We start from the raw sequence: 23,175 nt of genomic DNA on the forward strand, positions 1-23,175 counted from the left end.
TGAAAAAAATAAAGAATAAAATAATCTGTCTTTGGAAAAACGCCTAAAAATAAGATTTTATAAATCTCAATTTGTGCGTGTGCTTATTTTGATCTTTGTTGAAGATCCCTGAAGAATCCAGACTGTCAATCCGCACTTTTCCGTGCGCGTGAATGATTTTCTGATCCGTCAAAATAAATCCAACGTGAATAATCCTTCCTTCCGAATTTTCAAAAAAAGCGAGATCGCCCGGTTTTGCTTCCTCGATGAAAGTCAGTGCTTCGCCGATTTCTGCTTGCTGATAAGTATCTCTCGGGATTTTGATGCCGTGAATTTTATAAATGATCTGCGTAAATCCACTGCAATCGATCCCGAAAAAACTTTTTCCGCCCCATAAGTAAGGAACATTCAAAAATTCTTTCGCACAATTCACAATGCTTTCGCTCAAGTCGTGTCCACGCGTTGGCGAACTGGTTTCAAAAGTCACTTCTGAACCCATTGAGAGCAATGTCCGTCCGCTTTCCAACATTGTCGATTGGAAAGGTTCTTTGATCAGATTGGTTTTTCTTGAGGCTAAATATTCGTCGGAAACAGGCGTGATTTGTTTCGTGTCCATCCAGGCTTCGTAGTTGTCGTAATGCGTACGGATTCTTGTCCAATTATTGGAAACATCGATGATGTCGGCAGATTCGCCGTACAGAAGTTGTGTTACGATTTCACTTTTGTCGGAGCAGTCTGCTCTCAGCGGAGCGATGGAAACGTTGCAAATTCCTTTGTTCATTTGTTGTGGATTGATTTCAAAAATACGAATTTTTTGGTCTCAAGTAAAATTGGATTATATTTTAAAGTATTGCCTATTGAGCCTATTGCCAAAAGCCAATTGATATCAGCGACTTATTTCTTTCTAATGAGATGCAATCCGTCTCGCAAAGGTAAGATTAGATTTTCGAAATCGGGATCTTCAGCCACTATTTTATTCACGAGTTTGATCTGTTCTGTGGATTTGTCTTTCGGGTTTTCCTGCAGGACTTTTCCGTACCAGAGTACATTGTCGATGAGGATGATACTTCCAGAACGCAGGTTTGGTTTGATGAGTTTCAGATATTCCAGATAGCTTTCTTTGTCGGCATCAATGAAAATCAAATCCCAAATTTTGTCCAGTTTTTTGATTTCTTCTTTCGCATTACCGATGATGAATTCAATTTGATCATTGTAATCACTTTCGGCAAAGTATTTTTTTGGAATATAAGATAGATCTTCGTTCTTATCGATCGTGTAGATTTTTCCGTCTTTGGGCAAACCTTCCGCAATGCTAAGTGAAGCGTAACCTGTAAAGGTTCCAATTTCCAAAACATTTTTTGGTTGAATGATATGCGACAAAATACTCAACAATCGGCCTTGCAAATAGCCGGAGATCATATGCGGTTGAGTTGTCTTCTGGTAAGTTTCTTTTCTTAATTTCTTTAGGATTGCTGGTTCTTGGGAAGCGTTTTCTTCCAGGTAGCGATCCATCTCTTTGTCTAATTCTTCGAAATAACTCATTCGGAATTCAAGATTTAAAATTTAATATTCAAAGTTAATGTAATTTGGATTTAATTACCAATTTTGCCTGAAAGTACATTGGATATTATCAATCGAGACCAATAATTATAAAAGCACTTCGACTCCGCTCAGTGTGACAATTATAATGTAAAATCTACTATTTGGATGTCAGTCTGAGCGGAGTCGAAGACTTTTTAAATTGAAGTCCATTCTACTTAATTATAAACCAATTTTGATTGGATAACAAATCCGCAACCCGACTTGAACGGAAATCCTTTTTTGCGTGAAGTAAAGTTCTATATTAAATGGAAATCGTCGACAAAAAAGATTGGGAGTGGAAGGCGGATAAGTTGCCCAAAATACAAGCACAAAAAAACCTCGCCATTTCTGACAAGGTTTCAATTCTGAACTCTGAATGAATCATTTATCATTCATCGTTTATCATTTATTTTTTAACTGGAGCAATGTCCATCAATTTCATAAATTCATCCAATTTCGGCATAATGATGATTTCCGTTCTACGGTTTTCACCACGTCCAGAAACTGATGCGTTGGTCGTTTTCGGATTGTATTCGGATCTACCACCAGCTGTGATTCTGTTAGGATTCACACCAAATTGGTTTTGTAAAACTTTCGCTACAGAAGTCGCTCTAAGCGCAGAAAGTTCCCAGTTGTCTCTTGGTGAGTTGTTGCTGTTCAATGGTGAGTTGTCTGTGTTACCCTCGATCAATACGCTGTAAGTATCATAATCGTTGATCACTTTTGCAACTTTTGCTAACACATCTGCAGCTGCTGGCTGGATTTCGTATTTACCAACTTGGTAAAGCATTTTGTCTGATAATGAGATTAATACAACTCCTTTTAGAACTTTCACATCAACATCTTGGTCTGCTATGTTATCAAGAGAACGTTTCAATTTGTTTGATAAAGCCAAATTCAAACTGTCGTTTTTGCTTTTTCCAGAGATCAATTGTTTGATGTATGCGTTGGAAGCATTGATCTCGCCAACCAATTTATCAATATTTGCGGAGCCTTTTCCTGCGTTGGACAGACAAGCATCTAGACTGGATTTTAAAGCGTTGTTTTGTCCTACCAAAAGATCGTTTTGACCTTTGAGAGAAGCGTTTTCACCTTTCAAGTCTTGAATTTGACGCATTCTATCGCCGGCATCTTCGATACATTGTTTGTAATTTAGATTAAGCGCGTCGAATTGTTTTTTGCTGACACAAGAGGTGAGGGAAAGTCCCACTACACCAATGGCCAGAAGTTTAAATAACCTCATATTGTAAATATTTATTTGTTTAAAAATAATAGTTCTGTTCGTAATTTTAACATTTCAAAAGTAAGAATTAATAAACGTATATTTGTGTTTATAACTTAATATTTCGTTATAAAATTGTGTTAAGTCTCTTAAAATTTCAAAACGCTCTTGAGCAATTACAACCTCAGTCGCAACAAAAAACATACCTTTTAGCGGTAAGTGGAGGCGTGGACTCTATGGTTTTGGCTGATTTGTTTGAGGTTTCAGGTTTGAAATTTCAAGTCGCACATATCAATTATCATCTTCGTAATGAGGATTCGAAGCTCGATCAGAAAGTGGTTTCAGACTTTTGCGAACTTTACAAAATTCCTTTTCATTTGTACGAAGTTTCGGAGAAGGATAAAAAGCCGGAAAATTCTATCCAGAATTGGGCGCGGGAATTACGTTACCAGTTTTTCCGAAAAATCCAAAAGGAACAAAATCTCGAATATCTTGTCACAGCGCATCATTTGAATGATCAGTTGGAAACTTTCATCATCAATCTTTCCAAAGCTTCTGGTGTAAAAGGTTTGAGTGGAATTCCTGCGAATCAGAATCAAATTATTCGCCCGCTTCTTGATTTTTCTAAAGATGAGATTTATGAATTTGCTAAGGAAAACAAAATTGAATTTCGCGAAGATAAGTCGAATCAAAAATCCGATTATCTAAGGAATAAAATCCGACACAATATTGTTCCAGAATTTGAAAAGATCAATCCAGATTTTCTAAATAATTTTTCGAAAAGCATCAGTTATATCAATCAAGCTAAAAATTTTATTGATGAATTTGTGGATGAAAAAATTGAAGCTTTCAAAATAAATTCTGACGAAAATCAAGCCATTATTAATAAAGAAAAATTATCACAGGAATCTGAACTGGTCAGGTATGAGATTTTGAAAAGATTTGGTTTCACCGATGAAAATGAAATGCAAAAAGTGCTGACTTCTCAAACTGGAAGTTCATTCTTTAATTCTAAATTTCAACTAATCATTAATCGAAATGAATTGATTTTTAGTAAGAAGCTAGAAGTAGTAAATGAGAATTTAGAAGAAATAGCGCTTGAAATTATGGATGGCGAAATCGTAATTCCTCAAAATATTAAAAATGAGATTCAGGAATTTGGAAATTGTTTTTGGAAATTTGATAAAGAGAAAGTTCAGCAACCTTTGAAATTACGAAAAAAACAAGAAGGCGATTTGTTTTTCCCTATTGGAATGATTGGAAAAAAGAAAATTTCGAAGTTTTTTAAAGATGAAAAATTGTCTATTTTAGCCAAGCAAAAAATCTGGCTTCTTTGTGATGCTAATGAACAGATTATCGGTGTTTTACCTTTTCGGCAAGATGGGAGGTTTGCTTCCGAGGAAATTGAAAGAACATTATCATTGTTCATTTAAAAATAATTAACCACATAGACACATAGAAAAATTTAAGTTTTTTTTAGCGTGAAAAATTAAGTTAACATAGTAAATGACACAAAAACAGATTACAGAACTGACTTACAAAATTTTGGGAGCTTGTATTGAAGTTCATAAGATTTTAGGTCCAGGTCTTTTGGAAAGTGTTTATCATAAAGCTTTGCAAGAAGAATTTAAAATTCAGGAAATAAATTTTAAATCTGAATTTATTATACCAGTAAACTATAAAGGAATCGATTTAGATTGTGGATTTCAGTGTGATTTTATAATAGAAGATTCTATTGTTTTAGAAATAAAATCTGTTTCTGAATTACACGATATTCATAAAGCGCAAGTTTTAAATTATATGAGTTTGTTGAAACTACCGAAAGGAATATTGGTAAACTTTAATGTTTCAAATATTTTCAAAGAAGGACAAAAAACATTTGTAAATAAATATTACGAACGATTAAACTAAAAACCATTTACACATATTGGAATTTATAAGAATGGTATCTATTTTACCTTTTTAATTTCCTTTATTGAAAATTAAATCTATGTGCCTATGTGGTTCAAATAAATTTTAAAAATGAAAGACTTAAAACTAGTGTTATCCACACTTTTTATATTCATCATCACCATTTTCAACGCTCAGATCAAGAATCCTGTCAAGTTCAAATTTGATGTGGTTTCTGTTGGCAATGATCAATACGAAGCGGTTCTGACGGGGACAATCGAAGACAAATGGCACATCTACTCCAAAGATCTTCCGCCAGATTCTGGAATCCCAACTGAGTTCAAGGTCACTTCAAAAGAAGGAATCCAATTGATCGGAAAAGTGACCGAAGTTGGTAAAAAGCACGACGAATTCTCGGAAGCTTTTGGGGCGCAGATAGTTTATTATTCTGACAAAGTGGTTTTCAAACAGAAGTTCAAGCCGAAAGATGCTTCGAAACCTGCGACGATCACAGCTGAGATAATGTATCAAACTTGTAACGACAGAGTTTGTCTGGCGCCAAATACATTAGAATTTGAAAAGCAAATTACAGGAACTGCGACTGCTGTGGCTACCGAAGAAAATGTTGAAAAAACAAAAGATACTGTTTACGAAGTTGCGCCTGCAGGACAAGTCGGCACTATTTTGAAACCAACAAATATTGAACAAACTCCTGTAGCAAAACAAGACGGTTTGCGCGTTAACTCTTTAGATTTCAAAAATCCATTGACAGATTGCGGAACTGTTGCGCAAAAACCGAATGATGACAATTGGCTTGTTTTAGGTCTTGGTTTCCTAGGTGGATTGATCGCGTTGCTCACGCCGTGCGTTTTTCCAATGATTCCGCTCACGGTTTCGTTCTTCACAAAAGGTAATAAGGACAAAGCGAAAGGGAAGCGAGATGCTTTTATTTACGGATTTTTTATCTTGTTGATTTTCGTTTTATTGAGTATTCCTTTTCATATTATTGATGGGATCTCTGGGAATATTTTCAACCAGATCTCGACCAATATTTGGCTGAATTTATTCTTCTTTGCGATATTTTTATTTTTTGCCTTAAGCTTTTTTGGTTATTACGAAATCACGTTGCCAAGCTGGATCGCGAACAAATCTTCAAAAGCTGAGGAAGCAGGTGGCATAATCGGGATATTCTTTATGGCGCTGACATTGGTCATCGTCTCATTCTCCTGTACAGGTCCGATTTTGGGAAGTTTGCTTGGTGGAGTAGTTGCGGGAGCTACAAATGTTCCGACACTTTTAACTTTTGCTTTAGGCGGTTTTGGATTGGCTTGGGCATTGGTTTTTGGCTTGTTGGCCTTGTTTCCGCAGGCGCTTCAAAGTTTGCCAAAATCTGGTGGTTGGATGAACACGGTGAAAGTGGTTCTTGGTTTTATTGAGTTGGCTTTGGCTTTAAAATTCCTATCGAAAGCGGATCTGGTTTCCAAAACTTTCTTGTTGAAAAGAGAATTGTTCATCGTACTTTGGATTCTGATTGCAATTGGATTAGTAGTTTATTTATTTGGTAAAATCAGATTTCCGCACGATGACAAGAAACCGAATATCAGTTTGGGAAGAAGGATTTTAGGGGTTTTCGGAATTGTTTTCGTGGCTTATTTGATTCAAGGATTGATTCCATCAGAAAAGCCGAAACTTCAAATGTTAAGCGGGATTTTGCCTCCGTTGAATGTCAGTTATTTCCACGATGAAAAAGACGGAATTCTTGGTTTGAAACCTTATCACAATTACTTCGAAGCGATAGAAGTTGCGAAGAGAGAGAACAAACCTGTTTTGATTGATTTCACGGGTTATGGTTGTGAGAACTGTAGAAAAATGGAAGAGTTTGTGTGGAGTCAGGATGATATTTTGCCAATCCTTCAAAACGACTTGATCATCGCTTCTGTGTATGTGGATGACAAGGAGGAATTGCCGGAAAATGAGCAACTTAAAATCGATATGGGCGAAGGTCAAATGAAAAAGATCAAAACAATTGGAGATAAATGGAGTTTGTTCCAGCAGGTTAATTTCAATAATAATTCTCAGCCTCATTATGTTTTGGTAACGCCAGATCAAAAAGTGATCAACATTCCGGTTTCTGGTTATATGCCAAAAGAGGATTTTAAAAAATTTCTGAAATGTGGAATTGATTTTTATAAAAACAATAATTAATATGGATTTCAGAGACGCAAAGATTGAAGATATCAAACAGATGCAATTGGTTCGAAATTCTGTAAAAGAGAATAAATTATCAGATCCGAATCTAATATCAGAAGACGATTATAAAGAATTCCTTACCAAAAAAGGGAAAGGCTGGGTTTGCGAAATCAAAAATCAAATTGTTGCTTTTGCTGTTGTTGATACGGTTGCGAATAATGTTTGGGCTTTGTTCGTTGCGCCAAGATATGCAGATCAGGGTATTGGAAAACAATTGCATAATATGATGCTGAATTGGTACTTCCAACAAACCAAAACACCAATCTGGTTGGGGACTGAACCCGATACAAGAGCCGAAGAATTCTACAGATTGGCCAATTGGGCAGAAGTTGGAAAGCATGGTAAAAATGAAGTCAAATTCGAAATGACTTATGATCAATGGATGAAGTCGTAATTTGGTCAATAACGATTTTATAATGAATTAAAATTTAGGGTACAAAATTTGTATTCAAAAATCCATAATGATGACAAATCGTTATGGATTTTTTAATTTTAATACTAATTTATAAAATGTAAAGCTATGGCCGAAATTCAAATCAAAGAGCAATCTAAAGGAAAGAAAACTCTGAGCAAAAAAGCAATCCACGTGGATATGACGCCAATGGTGGATCTGGGATTTTTGTTGATCACATTTTTTATGTTTACCACCAATTTCTCAAAACCGAACACCATCAATTTTTCAAATACGCCAAAGAACCCAACAAACATTGAAACTCACATTGATTATCGAAATTCAATCACTTTCATCTTAGGAAAAGACGGCCGAATCTTTTATTATCAGGCCTATAAAAATAATTTGACTGACAATAGTTTGAAAGAAGTTTCATTTGATAGATCTCAAGTGGCAAAAACCATAGAATCTGCAAAAGCCAACGCACCGAAAAAAGAGAACTTCACTGTGATCTTGAAACCTGCAGACGATTCGAAATACAAAACGATGATCGATATGTTGGATGAATTGACCATCACAAAATCCGAGCGCTACGGCATTTCTGATATGAGCGACAAAGAAAAAGAATTGTACGAAAATAAAATTCAATAAATCTCAACTTTGTCAAAGTTCCACACTTTGACAAAGTTTTTTTACTTAGAGTGTCTGATGGACGCTCTTTTTTATTTATTTTAGAAGAAAATTTAGCCAATGAAAAACTTTTTCCCAATTCTTATTTTACTTTCAGTTGTCTCCTGTAAAAAAACTGAAGAGACCATTGTTTCTAAGGTTGACAGCTCAAAAATCATCGATTCCATCAATGTTGCAAGAACCAAAATCAACGATAGTATTCTCAATAGCCGTAGTTTCAAAAATCTGGAAGGCACACACCGTTTGACGCACGATCAGCTTTCTGGATCTGGGAAGATCACTTTTAAGAAAGTGGGACAAGATGAATATCAAGTTTCTGGAAAGCAAACAAACGGCAAGGATTTTTTGTCGATCGATGGAACGGCGAGAATGACTTCTTCGAAAAATCTTAAATTCGATGGAAATATCAGACAAAGCATTTCGGAGTACGACAACGGAAAATTGGATCAGAGAAGTGGAAAGAGAAATTTTTCGACAAAAGACGGAGGCAAAACTTTCAAACTGCACGAATCTGTAAATAATGCGGGTTTTGCTGATGATATTAAAATTAAATTATAAAAAATGCTCAACTACGAAATAGAAGGAAACGGAACAGAAAACTTGGTGTTGCTCCACGGATTTATGGAAAATCTCTCCATCTGGGAGGATTTGAAACCGCATCTGTCCGAGAAATTCAAATTGATAAAAATCGATCTGCCAGGATTCGGAAAGTCAGATGTAATTGCCGAAGTTCAAACAATGGATTTGATGGCTGAAGAAGTGAAAAAACTAACAGACCATCTGAAATTAAATGAATTCCATTTTCTGGGACATTCGATGGGCGGTTACATTGCCTTGGCTTTTGCAGAAAAATATCCTGAAGATTTGAAATCATTCACGCTGTTTTTCTCAACCTATTTTGCAGACGACGAAGAGAAGAAACAGACCCGAACCAAAGGTTTGAGGATCATCAAAGAAAATCTGAGAGCATTCGTAAATGCCGGCGTTCCCAATCTCTTCAATCCAAACGAGCACGACATTCTGGAATCCAAAATAAAACTTGCCAAAGAAATCGCCTACACATCTTCCGTTGATGGCGTTCTTGCGTCGCAAAAAGGAATGACAGAACGTCCTGACAGATCCAAAGTTTTAGAAAACTTTGAAGGGAAAATCCTAATTTTATCTGGCAAGCACGATTCGGCGGTCAATTCAGAAAAAACCATCAAAAATCTGCCCGATAATACCAACATCAAATCATACGTTCTGGATTGCGGGCACAACGGACATTGGGAAAAACCGGAAGTTTGCGCCTCGATCATCAATACGGAATTGCTCTATCATCTACCCAAAAAATTCGTTCTCTAAAATGGAAATCCTATCAAAAATCCTCATCGCAATCGTTGCGCTAGAGCATCTTTACATCTTGTATATGGAAATGTTCGCGTGGGAAACCTTGGGCAAGAAAACCTTCAAAGATTCACTTCCGGACGAGCTTTTCAAACCAACAAAAGGACTCGCCGGCAACCAAGGCTTGTACAACGGATTTCTCGCCGCCGGACTCATCTGGAGTTTGTTCATATGCGACGCCGTTTGGTCAAAAAATGTAGCGATTTTTTTTCTTGGATGCGTGATTGTAGCCGGAATTTACGGCGCACTTTCAGCTTCGAAGAAAATATTTTTCGTTCAGGCTTTGCCAGCCATCATCGCTTTGGTTTTCGTCTTGTTGCGATAGATTTTTAGGAGCTTAATCCCGCTGTCCACTATATCTTTTTTGTCTTAGAAGTTTTGTCATCAAAAACAAGTTTTCGGATAAGACAAAAAAGGATGCCGTTCCCATCGGGGCTATGGGCTTTATCTATCTATCAAGATTGGTCAAAAAAAATTAAAGTTTCAACAAATATAACTGACAATTTTTCAGATTATTTAGGCATTTGAACCAATATTTTTACTGAAGTTTAATAATTTCTTTTTATTATTTTTGTTCTAAAATAACCTTTGGCTTCAATCGTTTCTTGATTTTTTATCATTTTTAATTTTAAAAATCCATAAATAGAATCATGTATTTTAAAGTTTTTTCTATTTAATATTAGTTTGCTCTCAAGGATTTTTATTGAATCTTTCTGCTTGTGATCTATTACAACATCACTTGCTTCTATATATTCGGTTTTAAATATATTGCGATAAATTTTTAAGGTAACTCCATTTCCATAATAGCCATTGAAATTGTCAATTAAAACAATTAAAGTGTCCGTTACTTTATTATCAATACGAATTTGAAAAAAAGATTCTGAGTTAAACTCATTATAATTTTTTTTAATTGTCCTAATTCTGTTTTGATTTCGAGATTATTTGACCTTTTTTGATTTCCGCCAATTTTTCTAAATCGATAGCCAAAATCAAATTCATTCTGTTGGTTTAAATTTTTAAAGACTTCGTTATTCTTTAAATTCTTACGAACTTCATATTTTTCATAATCTCTAATATTCTCTTCTTTGCAAGAAGGTAATAATAGTAAGATCGAAAAAAAAGATGTAGCTATTTTTAACATTGATTTTGTGAGTTTTATAAATAATCATTTGTTAAAACTCCTCCGCCTCGATCTTCTCTTTAAAATCCTCAATCGTTTCCTCCATAGATTTGAAATATTTACCGCCAGAAGCATTGATGTGTCCGCCACCGTTGAAGTGCTTTCTCGCAAACTGATTGGTGTCCACAGCATCTTTGGAACGGAAAGAGATCTTGATGAAATCTTCATATAGATCTTCCATAAAGAAAACCGCCATTTTGGTTCCGAGAACGCTCAGGCCATAATTCACGAAACCTTCTGTATCGCCTTTGTCAAAGCCATATTCTTTCAATTCAGCACGTTTCAACCAAAGAATGGCAACTTTTCCATCTTTAGTTAATTCGATTCTGCTAAGAACGAGAGAAAGCAAATGCAATCGGGAAATTGTATTCGTATCCCAAGTGTTGGAAGTGATGATGGCTGGATCTGCACCTTTCTCGATCAGATCGGCTACAATTCTGTGTGTGCTTGCGCTCGTAGAACGGAAGCGGAAACCGCCTGTATCGGTCATTATTCCGGTGTAAAGACATTGTGCAATATCCAGATTCACAGATTTTTCATCATTGTTGGCTTGGATAAAGTGATAGACCATTTGGCAAGTCGCCGGGATTGTCGTGTCAGAATATACATAATCGAATTGCTCAGGCATCTGATGATGGTCGATCAAGATTTTTTTTGCTTTCGCTTTCGTTACCCAATCGCCAAGAATTCCTATTCGCGAAGGTGAATTGAAATCAAGACAGAAGATCACATCCGCGTTATAGATCGCTTCGCCAGCCACTTTTCTTTTGTATTCGCCGATCACGATCTTCTTCGCTTCCGGCATCCATTTAAGGAACTTTGGAAAGTCATTGGGAACGATCACGGTTGCTTCGATGCCTTTTGTTTTCAGGTAATGTTTGAGACCAAGAGAAGAGCCGATTGCGTCTCCGTCTGGATTGTGATGTGATACGATGACGATATTATTTTCCGGAACGAGAAGCGCGTTGATCTCTGAGATTTCTTTGGCTGTAAACATAAATGATGATTGAAAAAGTGAAGTTCCAAAGGTAAAACTTTAAATAAAAAAATCGACTCAAATTTGAACCGATTTTACTGTTGATTTAAAAGTAATTTTCTCTCCCCAACCCTAAAGGGTGTAATATTACTTTTAAATCTAATCAAAATTGCACCCTTTAGGGTTGGGTAATAATTTTGATCTTCAATATTATTTTTTGATGATCTTTTGAACAGATTTTCCGTCAACTTTCAGATAATAAACGCCCGAAGGCAGATTTTTGATATTAATTTCAGTATTGCTAGCTGTATTATTGGAAATTGATTTCACGATTTTCCCTGAGTTGTCAATTAATTGCAAAAAAGCATTTGGTCTCAGATTTTCTATAGTTATAATGTCAGTTGATGGATTTGGAGCTATCATAATTTTGGATAGTTCATTCTCTTTTGTTCCTAAAGTAACCGATTTAAAATGTATTGATTGAAATATTGTATTATCAATGGTTAATGTTTTTTCACTTCCATTATTTGTAATAGTGTAATAATAATTTGAGTCGGGTTGGAAAAAACTACACAACAATCCAAAAAACTGATTCACTTCTCCATTGTCATCCATATAGTTTGCCAAAGTACAAGCCTTGTTATTTACTGTAAACTGATTTTCTCCAGTGTAAGTTAGATCAGCTGAGACAGTATTGAAAAAAGATAGATTTAGTTTTGATGGATTTGCTCTAAACTCGGTCACTTGCTGATAAGGCATTGATGGAGGAAGTTGATCAGAAAACATCTCCCCAACAACTTTGGTGACCTGCCAGCTTGTGTTTATTAATTCTGCATTTTGTGCAAAAAACAAATTGGCAAAAAAGATAAGCAGTAAAGTTTTTTTCATAGAATGTAATTTTTATTTAATCTTAAAATTACAGTTTTTTATAATATGGTTTTAATCGACTGATAGTTTTAATATGATCATAATACAAGTCGTCCTGCAAAAATTCCGTAACTTTGCAAATCATTTCTAATCGTTGAATGCTCAAATCTTTTGGTCATTCAACCTTTTAATTTTAATTCAAGTTAATGCACAAAGCAGGATTCGTAAACATCGTTGGGAAACCAAACGCCGGAAAATCAACCCTTCTCAATCAATTGATGGGAGAGAAGCTGGCAATCGTGACCCAAAAAGCACAAACCACAAGACACAGGATCTTCGGGATCTATAATGAAGAAGACCTTCAAATCGTTTTTTCTGATACGCCAGGCGTTCTGGACCCGAAATACGGTTTGCAGGAAAAAATGATGGATGTTGTGAAAGATTCTTTACAGGATGCAGACGTTTTCTTGTTCATAGTTGATGTGACGGACAAAGCGGAACAATCAGAATTCTTGATTGATAAATTGAACAAAATACCAGTTCCTGTTCTATTATTATTAAACAAGATCGACCAGACCAATCAGGAAGCGCTCGAAAAAATCGCGACCGACTGGCACGAGAAAATCCCAAAAGCTGAGATCCTTCCAATTTCTGCTTTAAACTCTTTCAACACACACGTGATTCTTCCGAAACTGAAAGAGATGTTGCCGGAAAATCCACCTTACTACGACAAGGAAATGTACACGGACAGACCAGAACGTTTCTTCGTCAATGAAGCAATACGTGAGAAGATCTTGTTGAATTACGAGAAAGAGATTCCTTACGCTGTAGAAGTGGTGACAGAACAGTTCAAGGAAAAAGAAGGTGCGATCGTTATTGATTCAATCATCTACGTGGAACGTGATACGCAGAAAGGGATCATCATTGGCCACAAAGGCGAGATGATCAAAAAAGTGGGTACAGAAGCGCGTATCGACCTGGAGAAATTCTTTAATAAAAAAATACATCTCAGCCTTTTCGTAAAAGTCAAAAAAGACTGGCGAAAAAATGATAGAGATCTCAAAAACTTCGGTTACCGTTAAAAACCTCCTAAATCCTTTTCTATAAAGGATTTTTTTTGTTAGCTTTGGTAGAAATTGATTCTGGAAATGAGAAATTTTAATTCATCTAAAGTTAATGACACGGTTTTAAACGGATTGATATTGATAATAAGATTATTCGTGGGAATATCAATGTTGACGCACGGTTTGCCAAAATTGGATAAGCTGATCGCGAATGACAAGATAGAATTTATGAATTTCCTGGGACTGGGATCAGCGATTTCTCTGGTGCTTGTTGTTTTTGCTGAGTTTTTGTGTTCCGTTTTCATTATGCTTGGATTTCTCACAAGATTTGCCACAATTCCTTTGATGGTCACAATGCTCATTGCGTTTTTCGTGGTTCACGGTTCAGATCCGTACGCGACCAAAGAATTGAGCTTGGTGTATTTCTTCTTTTATCTTACGATATTTGTCTTAGGTTCAGGCAAGTTTTCTCTGGATTGGCTATTTTCTAAGAAAGAAGCGCTTTACTAATTAAAACAGATTGGCAAAATAATCGCGGATGATGATCCAGAAATTTTTACCAAGAAAATAGATAAGGGTAGAAGTGATGATTCCTTTCACAGTAAAGAAAATGATTCCGCCGATGCCAAACTTTTTAAGTAAGATCTTCCACTTCGGTAATTTTTTCTCCTCCGACTGAATATGCTCTTCCATTTTTTATTTTTTTCAAAATTAAGGAAAATTATCCAATTTAGATTTGTTCAAAATAATTTTATGTTTGGCTACTATTCAGTTCTCCCACACCCAAACGCTACAACTTCTATACTTTTCAACTCGTTTACTAACGTTTGTTAGTTTTAAATTTTGTCCGTCGAAATATATTTTTATCTTTAGAGACTTCTAAAAATAAAAAATTATATGTCCTCAATTTCAATATCAGAAAGCTTAAAAAAATTAGGAATCTCCACCGAAAACAACGGAACTTCCACAGGATTGGAATTTTTCTCTTCTGGAAAAAAAATAGAAAGCAATTCTCCCGTTGATGGGAAATTAATAGCTTCCATCAAAACTTCTGACGCCAATGACTACGAAAAAGTGTTGTCAAAAGCACAGGAAGCTTACAAAGAATTCAGACAAATTCCTTCTCCAAAACGTGGTGATCTAGTGCGTCAATTCGGAAACAAATTGAGAGAATATAAAGACGACTTGGGAAAACTTGTTTCTTACGAGATGGGAAAATCCCTGCAGGAAGGTCTTGGAGAAGTACAAGAAATGATTGACATCTGTGACTTTGCAGTCGGATTGTCGCGTCAACTTCACGGTTACACGATGCATTCCGAAAGACCAGGTCACAGAATGTATGAGCAATATCATCCGCTAGGAATTGTAGGCGTGATCTCCGCTTTCAACTTTCCGGTGGCAGTTTGGGCTTGGAACGCTTCATTGGCTTGGATCTGTGGAAATGTTGTTGTTTGGAAACCGTCAGAAAAAACACCACTTTGTGCAATTGCTTGTCAAAATATCTTTGCTGAAGTAGCCAAAGAAAATGGACTTCCGGAAGGAATTTCAAGTTTGGTGATTGCGGATCACGAGATTGGCGATACATTGGTGAATGACAAAAGAATTTCGTTAGTTTCTTTTACAGGTTCTACTAAAGTTGGAAGAATCGTTGGACAAAATGTGGCGAAACGTTTCGGAAAATCGATTCTGGAATTGGGCGGAAATAATGCCATCATCATCACAGAAAATGCCGACATCAATATGAGTATCATCGGCGCAGTGTTCGGCGCGGTCGGGACGGCTGGACAAAGATGTACTTCTACAAGACGTCTCATCATCCACGAGTCTGTTTATGACCAAGTGAGAGACCGTTTGGTAAAAGCGTATGGACAATTGAAAATCGGAAATCCGTTGGACGAATCCAATCACGTTGGTCCTTTGATTGACAAATCTGCCGTAAAACAATATCAGGATTCCATCGAAAAATGTAAAGCAGAAGGTGGGAAATTCGTGGTTGAAGCTGGCGTTTTGGAAGGTGAAAATTACACTTCCGGCTGTTACGTAAAACCCTGCATTGCTGAGGTTGAGAATAGCTACGAGATCGTTCAACATGAGACTTTTGCACCCATTCTTTATCTGATCAAATATAAAACTTTGGAAGAGGCGATTGCGATCCAAAATGATGTTCCACAAGGTTTGAGTTCCGCAATTATGACTCAAAATCTGAGAGAAGCAGAATTGTTCCTTTCAAACGGCGGTTCGGATTGTGGCATCGCAAACGTGAATATCGGAACTTCTGGAGCAGAAATCGGTGGCGCTTTCGGTGGCGAAAAAGAAACTGGAGGCGGGAGAGAATCCGGTTCCGATGTTTGGAAATATTATATGAGAAGACAAACCAACACAATCAATTACACGACCAGTTTGCCTTTGGCTCAGGGAATTAAATTCGATTTAGATTAATAAAGTCGGAAGCTGGAAGTCAGATGTAAGAAGTTTTTTAAAATTCTGCATTTATCATTTATCAATCACCATTTATCACTTATAAAAATGAACACAATTGTACACGAAAATAAAGTAAAAGAAACTCTCGGCAAACACATCCTTGCAGACGGTTTCGATTTTGTAATGGATTTCGAAAAGTCCCACGGTTCCTACATTGTCGACCGTTTGACAGGCAAAGAATATCTCGATATGTTCTCGATGTTTGCTTCGGCTTCCGTTGGTTACAATCATCCTTACATTTTGGAAAAAGCCAATTGGTTGGGAAAAATGGCAATCTACAAACCCACATTGAGTGATGTTTACCTTCAGGAATATGCAGATTTTATGGACGTTTTCTCGAGAGTGGCAATCCCAAAAGAACTGCCTTATTGCTTTTTCGTGGAAGGTGGCGCTTTGGCTGTAGAAAACGCTTTGAAAACGGCTTTCGACTGGAAAACCAGAAAGAACTGGCAAAAAGATATTGACAAGGAGGCTAGTTTGGTCATTCATTTCAAACAGTCTTTCCACGGCAGAAGTGGTTACACATTGTCATTGACAAATACTTCGGACCCAAGGAAACACCAATATTTCCCAAAATTTGAGTGGCCTAGAATCACCAATCCAAAACTGAATTTCCCAATCACGGAAGAAAATTTGGAAGAAACCATCAAGCACGAACAAATGGCTTTGCTTAATATTCAGGAAGCGATTTTGGCAAATCCGGATGAGGTGGCTTGTATCATCATAGAGCCGATCCAGGCAGAAGGTGGCGACAACCATTTCAGAAACGAATTCTTCGCCGAACTGAGAAGGATCTGTGACGAAAACGAAATCCTTTTGATCCTCGACGAAGTTCAAACCGGAATCGGAATGACGGGAAAAATGTGGGCTTACGAAGACTTAGGAATTATTCCAGACGTCATTTCTTTCGGTAAGAAGACACAGGTTTGCGGAATCTTGGCCAACAAAGAAAAGCTGGACGAAGTAGAACATCACGTTTTCGTAGAAAGTTCCAGGATCAACTCTACTTTCGGTGGGAATTTTATCGATATGCTTCGTTTTCAGTTGGTTTTGGAAATTATTGAAAATGAAAATCTAGTAGAGAATTCAAAAATTGTTGGTGAGTTTTTATTAGAGGGCTTATTAAAATTAGAACAAAAATTCCCAGAACAGATTTTCGCATCTAGGGGAAAAGGCTTGATGTGCGCTTTCGATTTGAAAGATCACGACACCAGAAATTGGCTGAGAGAAAAGCTTTATGACGAAGGAATCATCGTCTTGACCTGCGGTGATCAGTCCATTAGATTCCGGCCGCATCTTAATGTAACAAAAGAAGAAATTCAGATTGTTTTAGATAAAATTAATTCAATATTTGAGAATTTACTATAAAGAATTTTTGATTTTGATATTTTTTTTATAAATTGCTATGCTTAATAAATATCAAAATCTGAATTATGGATGCAACAACCAGAGTCTCTGTTTACGAAAGCAGTAGCCCACAGGAGATCCAGCTGATGAAGTCTAAGCTGGAAGATGCAGGAATAAAATGTGATGTTGAGAACTCTTACCTTAGTTTTCTTTCGACTCCCACTGCAACCAACACTTTTATTAAAGTTGATCTGAACGACGAGAAAAGAGCGTTTGAGATCATCGACGAGTATTTAAAATCAAACCAAAATTGATTTCATATTTTTAAATTTTACGTTTTACAGAAATCGGGTTCAAATTTATTTGAGCCCGATTTTTTGTTTCTTATTTGATTATAGATTTAATTTATTATTTTGCATGAAATAATGGCGTAAACACACTGATGAAATCTACAATAACAAAAATTTTCTGTGAATCGAAACGTAAGATTTGTATATTGTCTGCCTTTTTCTCATTTATTATTGCAAATTCACAAAATAGAATTACACAAAAGTATATTGACTCTATTATAGATAATGGAGATAGTTTAACTCTTCAAACGTATTTTTATAAAGGACTGCTTTTGTATAAGAAAGCTAATCAATTCTCTAATAATATTAATTATAAAAATGGTATCATTAGAAGTGATTTTAAAATTGCTCGTAATCTTAATAGTCTGGGGAAATATAAAGAAACTTTTGATCAGATAAAAATTATCGAAAAAAAGCATCATAATTTCATCAGTAAAAATCCTGAGTTTGAATATAAACTTAGAGATTTAGTTGGTAGTAATTATCTTTCTTATCATTTCAAAAGAGAAGCTTCGACGGAATTTAAGAAAATGCTTCCGATTGCAGAAAAATTCAAAGATGAAAATGTAAAAGTAGATAAGAAACTTTATATCTACCAGTGTATTGCATCTTGTTACGAATTTGTTGAGAACGATAGTGCATATCATTACTTATATAAAGCATCTTACATTTTAAAATCAAAAAAACTATTTGATAATACTTCTATTCCATCCGTTTTCCATCATAACACACTATTTGTCTACAAAAATTTGGCAGATTATCAGATGTATTTTTCAAAGAATTTAGATTCGGCCACTTATTATAACACGAAGGCGGTAGAATTGGGACAAGTTGTAAAATCTGGATATGTGTATTTGTTTTATCTTCAGAAAGCTCAAATTCTTAATGCTAGTAAAGAGTATGCTAGCTCTTTAGATTATTGCTTTAAATCTTTAAAAAATACGAATGAGAATGTTGATAAAGAAGATTTGATAAAGTTGTACAAATTAATATCTGAAAACTACAAATCTTTAAAAAATAGGGAAAAACATTTTTTTTATATGAACAAATATATCAGCCTCAATGATAGTTTGTCTACAATAAAAAAAGAAGGAATCATTGTTTCTTCAGATTATCTTAGCTCAAAGCAACGAGAAAATGTATTGAAGCAGAAAAAAGTGAGAGAGAATTATTTTTTAGTTGGAATTACAGTGATAATTTTGATAAGCTTAGTATCAATTTTAATGATTATCGGTTATAGAAAAAGACAAAAAGAACTCCATCTTAGATTGCAACAGAAAAAGCAAAAATTATTAGAAAAAGAATTAGAAAAAGTCCAACTCGAGAAAAAGATAAATGATTCTTTCGATGAAGTTCTTCAGCTTGCAAAAGCAAATAGCTCAAGTTTTTTTGCACGCTTTCAGGAGATATATCCTTTTTTTACACCTCAGCTTCTGAATGTAGAGTCAAAACTTCAGTCAAGTGAATTAACTTTTTGTGCTTACATTTTCCTAAATTTTTCAACAAAAGAAATAGCTGCCTACACTTTCACGTCGGTTAAAACAGTTCAGAACCGGAAAAATCATATCCGTAAAAAATTACTTATTCCATCAGATAAAGATATTTATGTATGGATGAAAGAAACAATTACTTCGTAATTTCACCCTTCCTTTTTCTGATTTTCATAATTCAATTATTGAAGTTTCATTGAAAAATTACTTTCCATAAATTCATTTTTTTTAATGCAAATATTTGATTGTTAATAATTTGTATTAAAATTGGTGTGTCTTTTTTTTTGATTTTTTTTTAGTTTGTTTTGAATATAATTTAAAAATTCACTATTTTGTTTTTAAAATTATTCTCACATACACTCACACAAAAAATGATGAAACTTAAACTGATATTAAACATTTTGAAATTTGTTTTCTTATTATATTTACTTGTGGCACTTTTATCCCCTATTTTTACATATGCACAGGTGCCAATATCCAAAAATTACATTAATTCTATTACGAAAAAGGGTGATTATCTTTCAGGTATTTTATTGTTCGAGAAAAGTTTAGAACTTTATAAAAAGGCAAATAAATTGTCTATTCAAATCCATGACAGAGATGGTATGATTAGGACTGACTTCAAGATTGCCAGTACGCTAAATAGCTTGGGTGATTATAAGGGATGTTTTAATCATCTTGATATGATTGAGTCAAAATATGAAAATGACCTTTCAAAGAATCCAGAATACCAGTATTTATTAATTGAGATCACAGGATTGAACTATTTGAAGTATGATTTCAAACGGCAGGCAGCTCTCGAATTCAAAAAATTACCGGAATTAATTGATAAAGCTTTTTCGAATTCGGATATTAAAAAAGAAAAATTAATAAGAGCTTATATTGGCATTGCTTCTTGCTACGAATTTGTTGATAATGATCTGGCGTACTATTATATGCGAAAAGCTGCAAGCGTTATCAAGTCCAGAAATCTTTATAACACCCTGAATATTCCTAAGAATTTCCAGCGTAACGTTCTCTCTGTCTATAGGAATTTGGCAGACTATAAGCAATATTTTTCCAAAGATTTGGATTCTGCTTATTATTATAACGATAAAGTACTTGCACTTGGGCAACATATTAATTCTCCTTATATGTTCATTTTTAATCGCCAAAGGGCTCAAATCTTATATTCGGATAAAAAATACAATCTCTCTCTAGAATATTGTGAAAAGGCATTGAAGCAAATCAAAGAAAAGGCAGTAAAGGAGGACCTGATAGATGTGTATAAATTAATGGCGGAAAATTATCGTGCAATGGGTAATCTCAATGAAGCTTCATATTACTCGGAAAAGTATATCCCTTTGAAAGATAGTTTGGTTGGAACAAGAACAGAAGGAATTATTGTTTCTTCAGATTATCTTAACTCAAAGCAACGAGAAAATATATCGAAACAGAAAAAAGTGAGAGAGAAGTATTTTTTAGTTGGAGTTATAGTCATAATTTTGGTAAGCTTAGTATCAATTTTAATGATTGCCAGGTATAGAAAAAGACAAAAAGAACTCCATTTTAGACTGCAACTGAAAAAGCAGAAATTATTAGAAAAAGATTTAGAAAAAGTCCAACTCGAGAAAAAGATAAATGATTCTTTCGATGAAATTCTTCAGCTTGCAAAAACGAATAGTTCAAGTTTTTTTGCACGCTTTCAGGAGATATATCCTTTTTTTACACCTCAGCTTCTGAATGTAGAGTCAAAACTTCAGTCAAGTGAATTAACTTTTTGTGCTTACATTTTCCTGAATTTTTCAACAAAAGAAATAGCTACCTACACTTTTACGTCGGTTAAAACAGTTCAGAACCGGAAAAATCATATCCGTAAAAAATTACTTATTCCATCAGATAAAGATATTTATGTATGGATGAAAGAAACAGTTACTTCGTAATTTCACCCTTCCTTTTTTCTGATTTTTATAATTTAATCATTGGTGTTTCAGTGAAAAATTGTTTTCCTTAAAATTCATTATTTTTAAATTTAACGATTTGATTGTCATTTATTTGAATGTATATAGGTATACAATAGGTATGTCTTTTTTTTATGTTTTTTAAACTACTTCATTTCTTTGTATTAGAATATTCAGAGGGTGATTTTAAATCTATCATTCTTACTCTAGAAGTTCAAAATTAACAACCAAATGAAAAACACAAATCCATATATTTTTTTGCTGAGCGTATTCTCTGTAATGGGGAATACCATCTCGGCATTTGATCCTTAGAAAATCTTTAAATAATAACATAACAAAAAAACACAAATGAAGAAAAATTTATTATTAGTCGCTCTGCCATGGTCAGTTCTTGGTTATGGGCAAGTAGGTATCAATACAGATACGCCCAAAGCTACATTTGATGTGGTTGCAACTGCGGCAGACCCTACCGTAGTAGACGGTATTATTGCACCTAGATTAACAGGAAATGAATTAAAAGCTAAAGACGACATATATAATGCTGATCAGATAGGGACACTTATTTATGCCACAGCTGCAGCAGCACCGATAAGCCCAAAAACAATTAATGTCACAACAGCCGGTTATTATTATTTTGATGGAAGCGTTTGGGTGAAATTTTCACCTGCCTCTGCAGCCCAAATAGAACCGTGGAATGTTCAGGGCAGTACAACACCCGCTACTGACAATATTCAGGATATTTACCAATCCGGCAGTGTAGCTGTTGGAAAAAATGCTGTATTATCAGGTGCAAATCTTGATGTAGATGGTGCAGTAAGAGCAGGACAGCTTCATACGGGTACTGTAGGCGTTAACTCAGCTGCTTTTGGAGAAAACAATACGGTATCTGGAGAGAGTGCAATGGCTTTTGGTTTAGAAAATCAGGTGACACAATTTGTCTCGGGTGCTATTGGGTTTGCAAATTTGGTTACGCAGGAATATGCAATGGCTTTTGGGCAATCCAATAAAGTGCTCATCGGAGCCGGAGGGTATGGTTCTGCTGCTTTTGGTCAGAGCAATACCATCAGCGGAAGCAATTCCCATGTTTCAGGTGTAGGTAATAATGTTTCAGGATCCAGTGCTACAGCTTTTGGTCAAAGCAATACTGTTACAGCAAATTTTTCTCAGTCATTTGGTTATGCCAATAGAGTTGATGGAACAGGTTCGACTGCGTTTGGACAAGAAAATCGAACATTAGGTACAATAAGTGCAGTATTTGGTGTGAGTAATATTGCAGCATCTCCTGGTGAATTGGTTCTGGGTCAAAATAATGGTATCATAACAAGTTCTGTACCGTCAAATGCCTCTAACGGTGCCGGAATTGTGTTAGGTGCTCCAAGTGATCCAATTTTTCAGATAGGAAATGGTAATGAAACAAGAAATAATGCCGTAACCGTATTAAACAATGGCAGTATGGGTATTGGTATTACTGGTGCAGAAGCAGCTGCAAAGCCAACTGAGAAATTAGATATTGGTAGTGGGAATGTGCGTATAAGGGACATCAATAGCAATACTGGATCAGGAGGAACTGACAAAGTAGTTGTAGCTGATGCAACAGGTGTTTTGAAAACCATTGATTTCAAGGCCTATACATTATTTCATGCAAGACTTGCCGGTAGTCAAAATGGAACTTCAGGTATTGTTTTGCCACTGGTGTTTTCTACACCACTATCTACCTCAACTTATTACAGTTATAATACAAGTAATGGTGTAATGACATTTAATGAAGCAGGTAATTATTTGATCACGTTGCAAGCATCCTTTACAAATATTCCAGCTAATACACAATTAGTTTTGGGAATAAGACCTTTCCCTGATAGCAATTACATTGGAAGAGCCTCTCATTATAATGCTGGTGTAAATTCTTTGAATATTGGTGAGTTAATGAATTATACAACAGTAATTGTGGTGCCATCGAGCGGTTATCAAGTCAGATTTACAGCTACTGCTACTACTGATTTTTCTGTTTTAGCAACAGAAGCAGGGGCAACAGGAAGTGGAAATGTTACAAATGTTACTATTCAGAAGATATAACACTCCTACAATTCTATC

General features: G+C 35.3%; 23 protein-coding genes. 16 read left to right on the forward strand and 7 right to left on the reverse strand.

The features are described from left to right. Positions 1-43: 43 nt before the first annotated feature. The 3 genes from IO90_RS11900 to IO90_RS11910 form a co-directional block, all read right to left on the reverse strand. Positions 44-760, reverse strand: coding sequence for a C40 family peptidase (locus IO90_RS11900; RefSeq protein ID WP_034966720.1), 717 nt, complete (start codon positions 758-760; stop codon positions 44-46). A 113-nt stretch (positions 761-873) separates the two neighbouring features. Continuing rightward, positions 874-1,521, reverse strand: coding sequence for an O-methyltransferase (locus tag IO90_RS11905; RefSeq protein ID WP_034966723.1), 648 nt, complete (start codon positions 1,519-1,521; stop codon positions 874-876). 445 nt (positions 1,522-1,966) lie between these two features. Continuing rightward, positions 1,967-2,803 (reverse strand): flagellar motor protein MotB, encoded by an 837-nt coding sequence (locus IO90_RS11910; RefSeq protein ID WP_034966726.1) that lies wholly within the window; start codon positions 2,801-2,803, stop codon positions 1,967-1,969. Positions 2,804-2,919: 116 nt separating this feature from the next. Between IO90_RS11910 and tilS the strand changes: the two genes are divergently transcribed. The 8 genes from tilS (at position 2,920) to IO90_RS11950 (ending at position 9,714) form a co-directional block, all read left to right on the forward strand. Further along, positions 2,920-4,215 carry a tRNA lysidine(34) synthetase TilS gene (tilS, locus tag IO90_RS11915; RefSeq protein ID WP_034966728.1) on the forward strand — a complete coding sequence of 432 codons (1,296 nt, stop codon included), beginning with the start codon at positions 2,920-2,922 and terminating at the stop codon, positions 4,213-4,215. Positions 4,216-4,288: 73 nt separating this feature from the next. Further along, positions 4,289-4,693, forward strand: a complete 405-nt coding sequence (locus tag IO90_RS11920; protein ID WP_034966730.1) for a GxxExxY protein — start codon at positions 4,289-4,291, stop codon at positions 4,691-4,693. Positions 4,694-4,804: 111 nt separating this feature from the next. Then, positions 4,805-6,877, forward strand: coding sequence for a protein-disulfide reductase DsbD family protein (locus IO90_RS11925; RefSeq protein ID WP_034966733.1), 2,073 nt, complete (start codon positions 4,805-4,807; stop codon positions 6,875-6,877). Between the two features lies 1 nt (position 6,878). Continuing rightward, the gene (locus IO90_RS11930) at positions 6,879-7,316 is read left to right on the forward strand and encodes a GNAT family N-acetyltransferase (protein WP_034966735.1); all 438 of its coding nucleotides are present in this window, start codon (positions 6,879-6,881) and stop codon (positions 7,314-7,316) included. A gap of 126 nt (positions 7,317-7,442) precedes the next feature. Next, positions 7,443-7,964 (forward strand): ExbD/TolR family protein, encoded by a 522-nt coding sequence (locus IO90_RS11935; protein WP_034966738.1) that lies wholly within the window; start codon positions 7,443-7,445, stop codon positions 7,962-7,964. A gap of 99 nt (positions 7,965-8,063) precedes the next feature. Beyond that, positions 8,064-8,561, forward strand: coding sequence for a hypothetical protein (locus tag IO90_RS11940; protein ID WP_034966741.1), 498 nt, complete (start codon positions 8,064-8,066; stop codon positions 8,559-8,561). Positions 8,562-8,564: 3 nt separating this feature from the next. After that, on the forward strand, positions 8,565-9,347 hold the full coding sequence (locus tag IO90_RS11945) for an alpha/beta fold hydrolase (protein ID WP_034966743.1): 783 nt from the start codon (positions 8,565-8,567) through the stop codon (positions 9,345-9,347). Between the two features lies 1 nt (position 9,348). Next, a complete protein-coding gene (locus IO90_RS11950) occupies positions 9,349-9,714 on the forward strand; it encodes a DUF1304 domain-containing protein (RefSeq protein ID WP_034966746.1) in 366 nt (121 codons plus the stop codon). A gap of 519 nt (positions 9,715-10,233) precedes the next feature. On the opposite strand, the gene IO90_RS11955 is transcribed toward IO90_RS11950, so the two are convergent. The 3 genes from IO90_RS11955 to IO90_RS11965 form a co-directional block, all read right to left on the reverse strand. Then, positions 10,234-10,530, reverse strand: coding sequence for a hypothetical protein (locus IO90_RS11955; protein ID WP_034966749.1), 297 nt, complete (start codon positions 10,528-10,530; stop codon positions 10,234-10,236). A 31-nt stretch (positions 10,531-10,561) separates the two neighbouring features. Continuing rightward, positions 10,562-11,566 (reverse strand): DHH family phosphoesterase, encoded by a 1,005-nt coding sequence (locus IO90_RS11960; RefSeq protein ID WP_034966752.1) that lies wholly within the window; start codon positions 11,564-11,566, stop codon positions 10,562-10,564. Positions 11,567-11,755: 189 nt separating this feature from the next. Continuing rightward, complete coding sequence (locus tag IO90_RS11965; RefSeq protein WP_034966754.1) at positions 11,756-12,433, reverse strand: T9SS type A sorting domain-containing protein; 678 nt, start codon at positions 12,431-12,433, stop codon at positions 11,756-11,758. 185 nt (positions 12,434-12,618) lie between these two features. Between IO90_RS11965 and era the strand changes: the two genes are divergently transcribed. Then, complete coding sequence (gene era, locus IO90_RS11970) at positions 12,619-13,494, forward strand: GTPase Era (RefSeq protein WP_034966758.1); 876 nt, start codon at positions 12,619-12,621, stop codon at positions 13,492-13,494. Between the two features lie 66 nt (positions 13,495-13,560). Continuing rightward, positions 13,561-13,986: a DoxX family protein gene (locus IO90_RS11975; RefSeq protein ID WP_034966760.1), complete on the forward strand. Its 426-nt coding sequence runs from the start codon at positions 13,561-13,563 to the stop codon at positions 13,984-13,986. Here IO90_RS11975 and IO90_RS11980 read toward each other — a convergent pair whose 3' ends face one another. Then, positions 13,987-14,169: a hypothetical protein gene (locus IO90_RS11980; protein WP_034966764.1), complete on the reverse strand. Its 183-nt coding sequence runs from the start codon at positions 14,167-14,169 to the stop codon at positions 13,987-13,989. Between the two features lie 204 nt (positions 14,170-14,373). Between IO90_RS11980 and IO90_RS11985 the strand changes: the two genes are divergently transcribed. The 6 genes from IO90_RS11985 to IO90_RS12010 all read left to right on the forward strand — a co-directional run bounded on the left by IO90_RS11985 (position 14,374) and on the right by IO90_RS12010 (position 23,157). Further along, the gene (locus tag IO90_RS11985) at positions 14,374-15,915 is read left to right on the forward strand and encodes an aldehyde dehydrogenase family protein (RefSeq protein WP_034966767.1); all 1,542 of its coding nucleotides are present in this window, start codon (positions 14,374-14,376) and stop codon (positions 15,913-15,915) included. 87 nt (positions 15,916-16,002) lie between these two features. Continuing rightward, on the forward strand, positions 16,003-17,325 hold the full coding sequence (gene lat, locus IO90_RS11990; RefSeq protein ID WP_034966771.1) for an L-lysine 6-transaminase: 1,323 nt from the start codon (positions 16,003-16,005) through the stop codon (positions 17,323-17,325). A 65-nt stretch (positions 17,326-17,390) separates the two neighbouring features. Then, entirely contained in the window at positions 17,391-17,618 is a 228-nt protein-coding gene (locus IO90_RS11995) for a DUF2007 domain-containing protein (RefSeq protein WP_034966774.1), read from the forward strand. Positions 17,619-17,746: 128 nt separating this feature from the next. After that, entirely contained in the window at positions 17,747-19,291 is a 1,545-nt protein-coding gene (locus tag IO90_RS12000; protein WP_131450872.1) for a helix-turn-helix transcriptional regulator, read from the forward strand. Positions 19,292-19,515: 224 nt separating this feature from the next. Further along, entirely contained in the window at positions 19,516-21,066 is a 1,551-nt protein-coding gene (locus IO90_RS12005; protein ID WP_034966780.1) for a tetratricopeptide repeat protein, read from the forward strand. A gap of 366 nt (positions 21,067-21,432) precedes the next feature. Then, positions 21,433-23,157, forward strand: a complete 1,725-nt coding sequence (locus IO90_RS12010) for a hypothetical protein (protein ID WP_034966783.1) — start codon at positions 21,433-21,435, stop codon at positions 23,155-23,157. The last annotated feature ends 18 nt before the right edge of the window (positions 23,158-23,175 follow it).

Source organism: Chryseobacterium sp. FH1 (genome assembly GCF_000735135.1).
Lineage (GTDB): Bacteria > Bacteroidota > Bacteroidia > Flavobacteriales > Weeksellaceae > Epilithonimonas.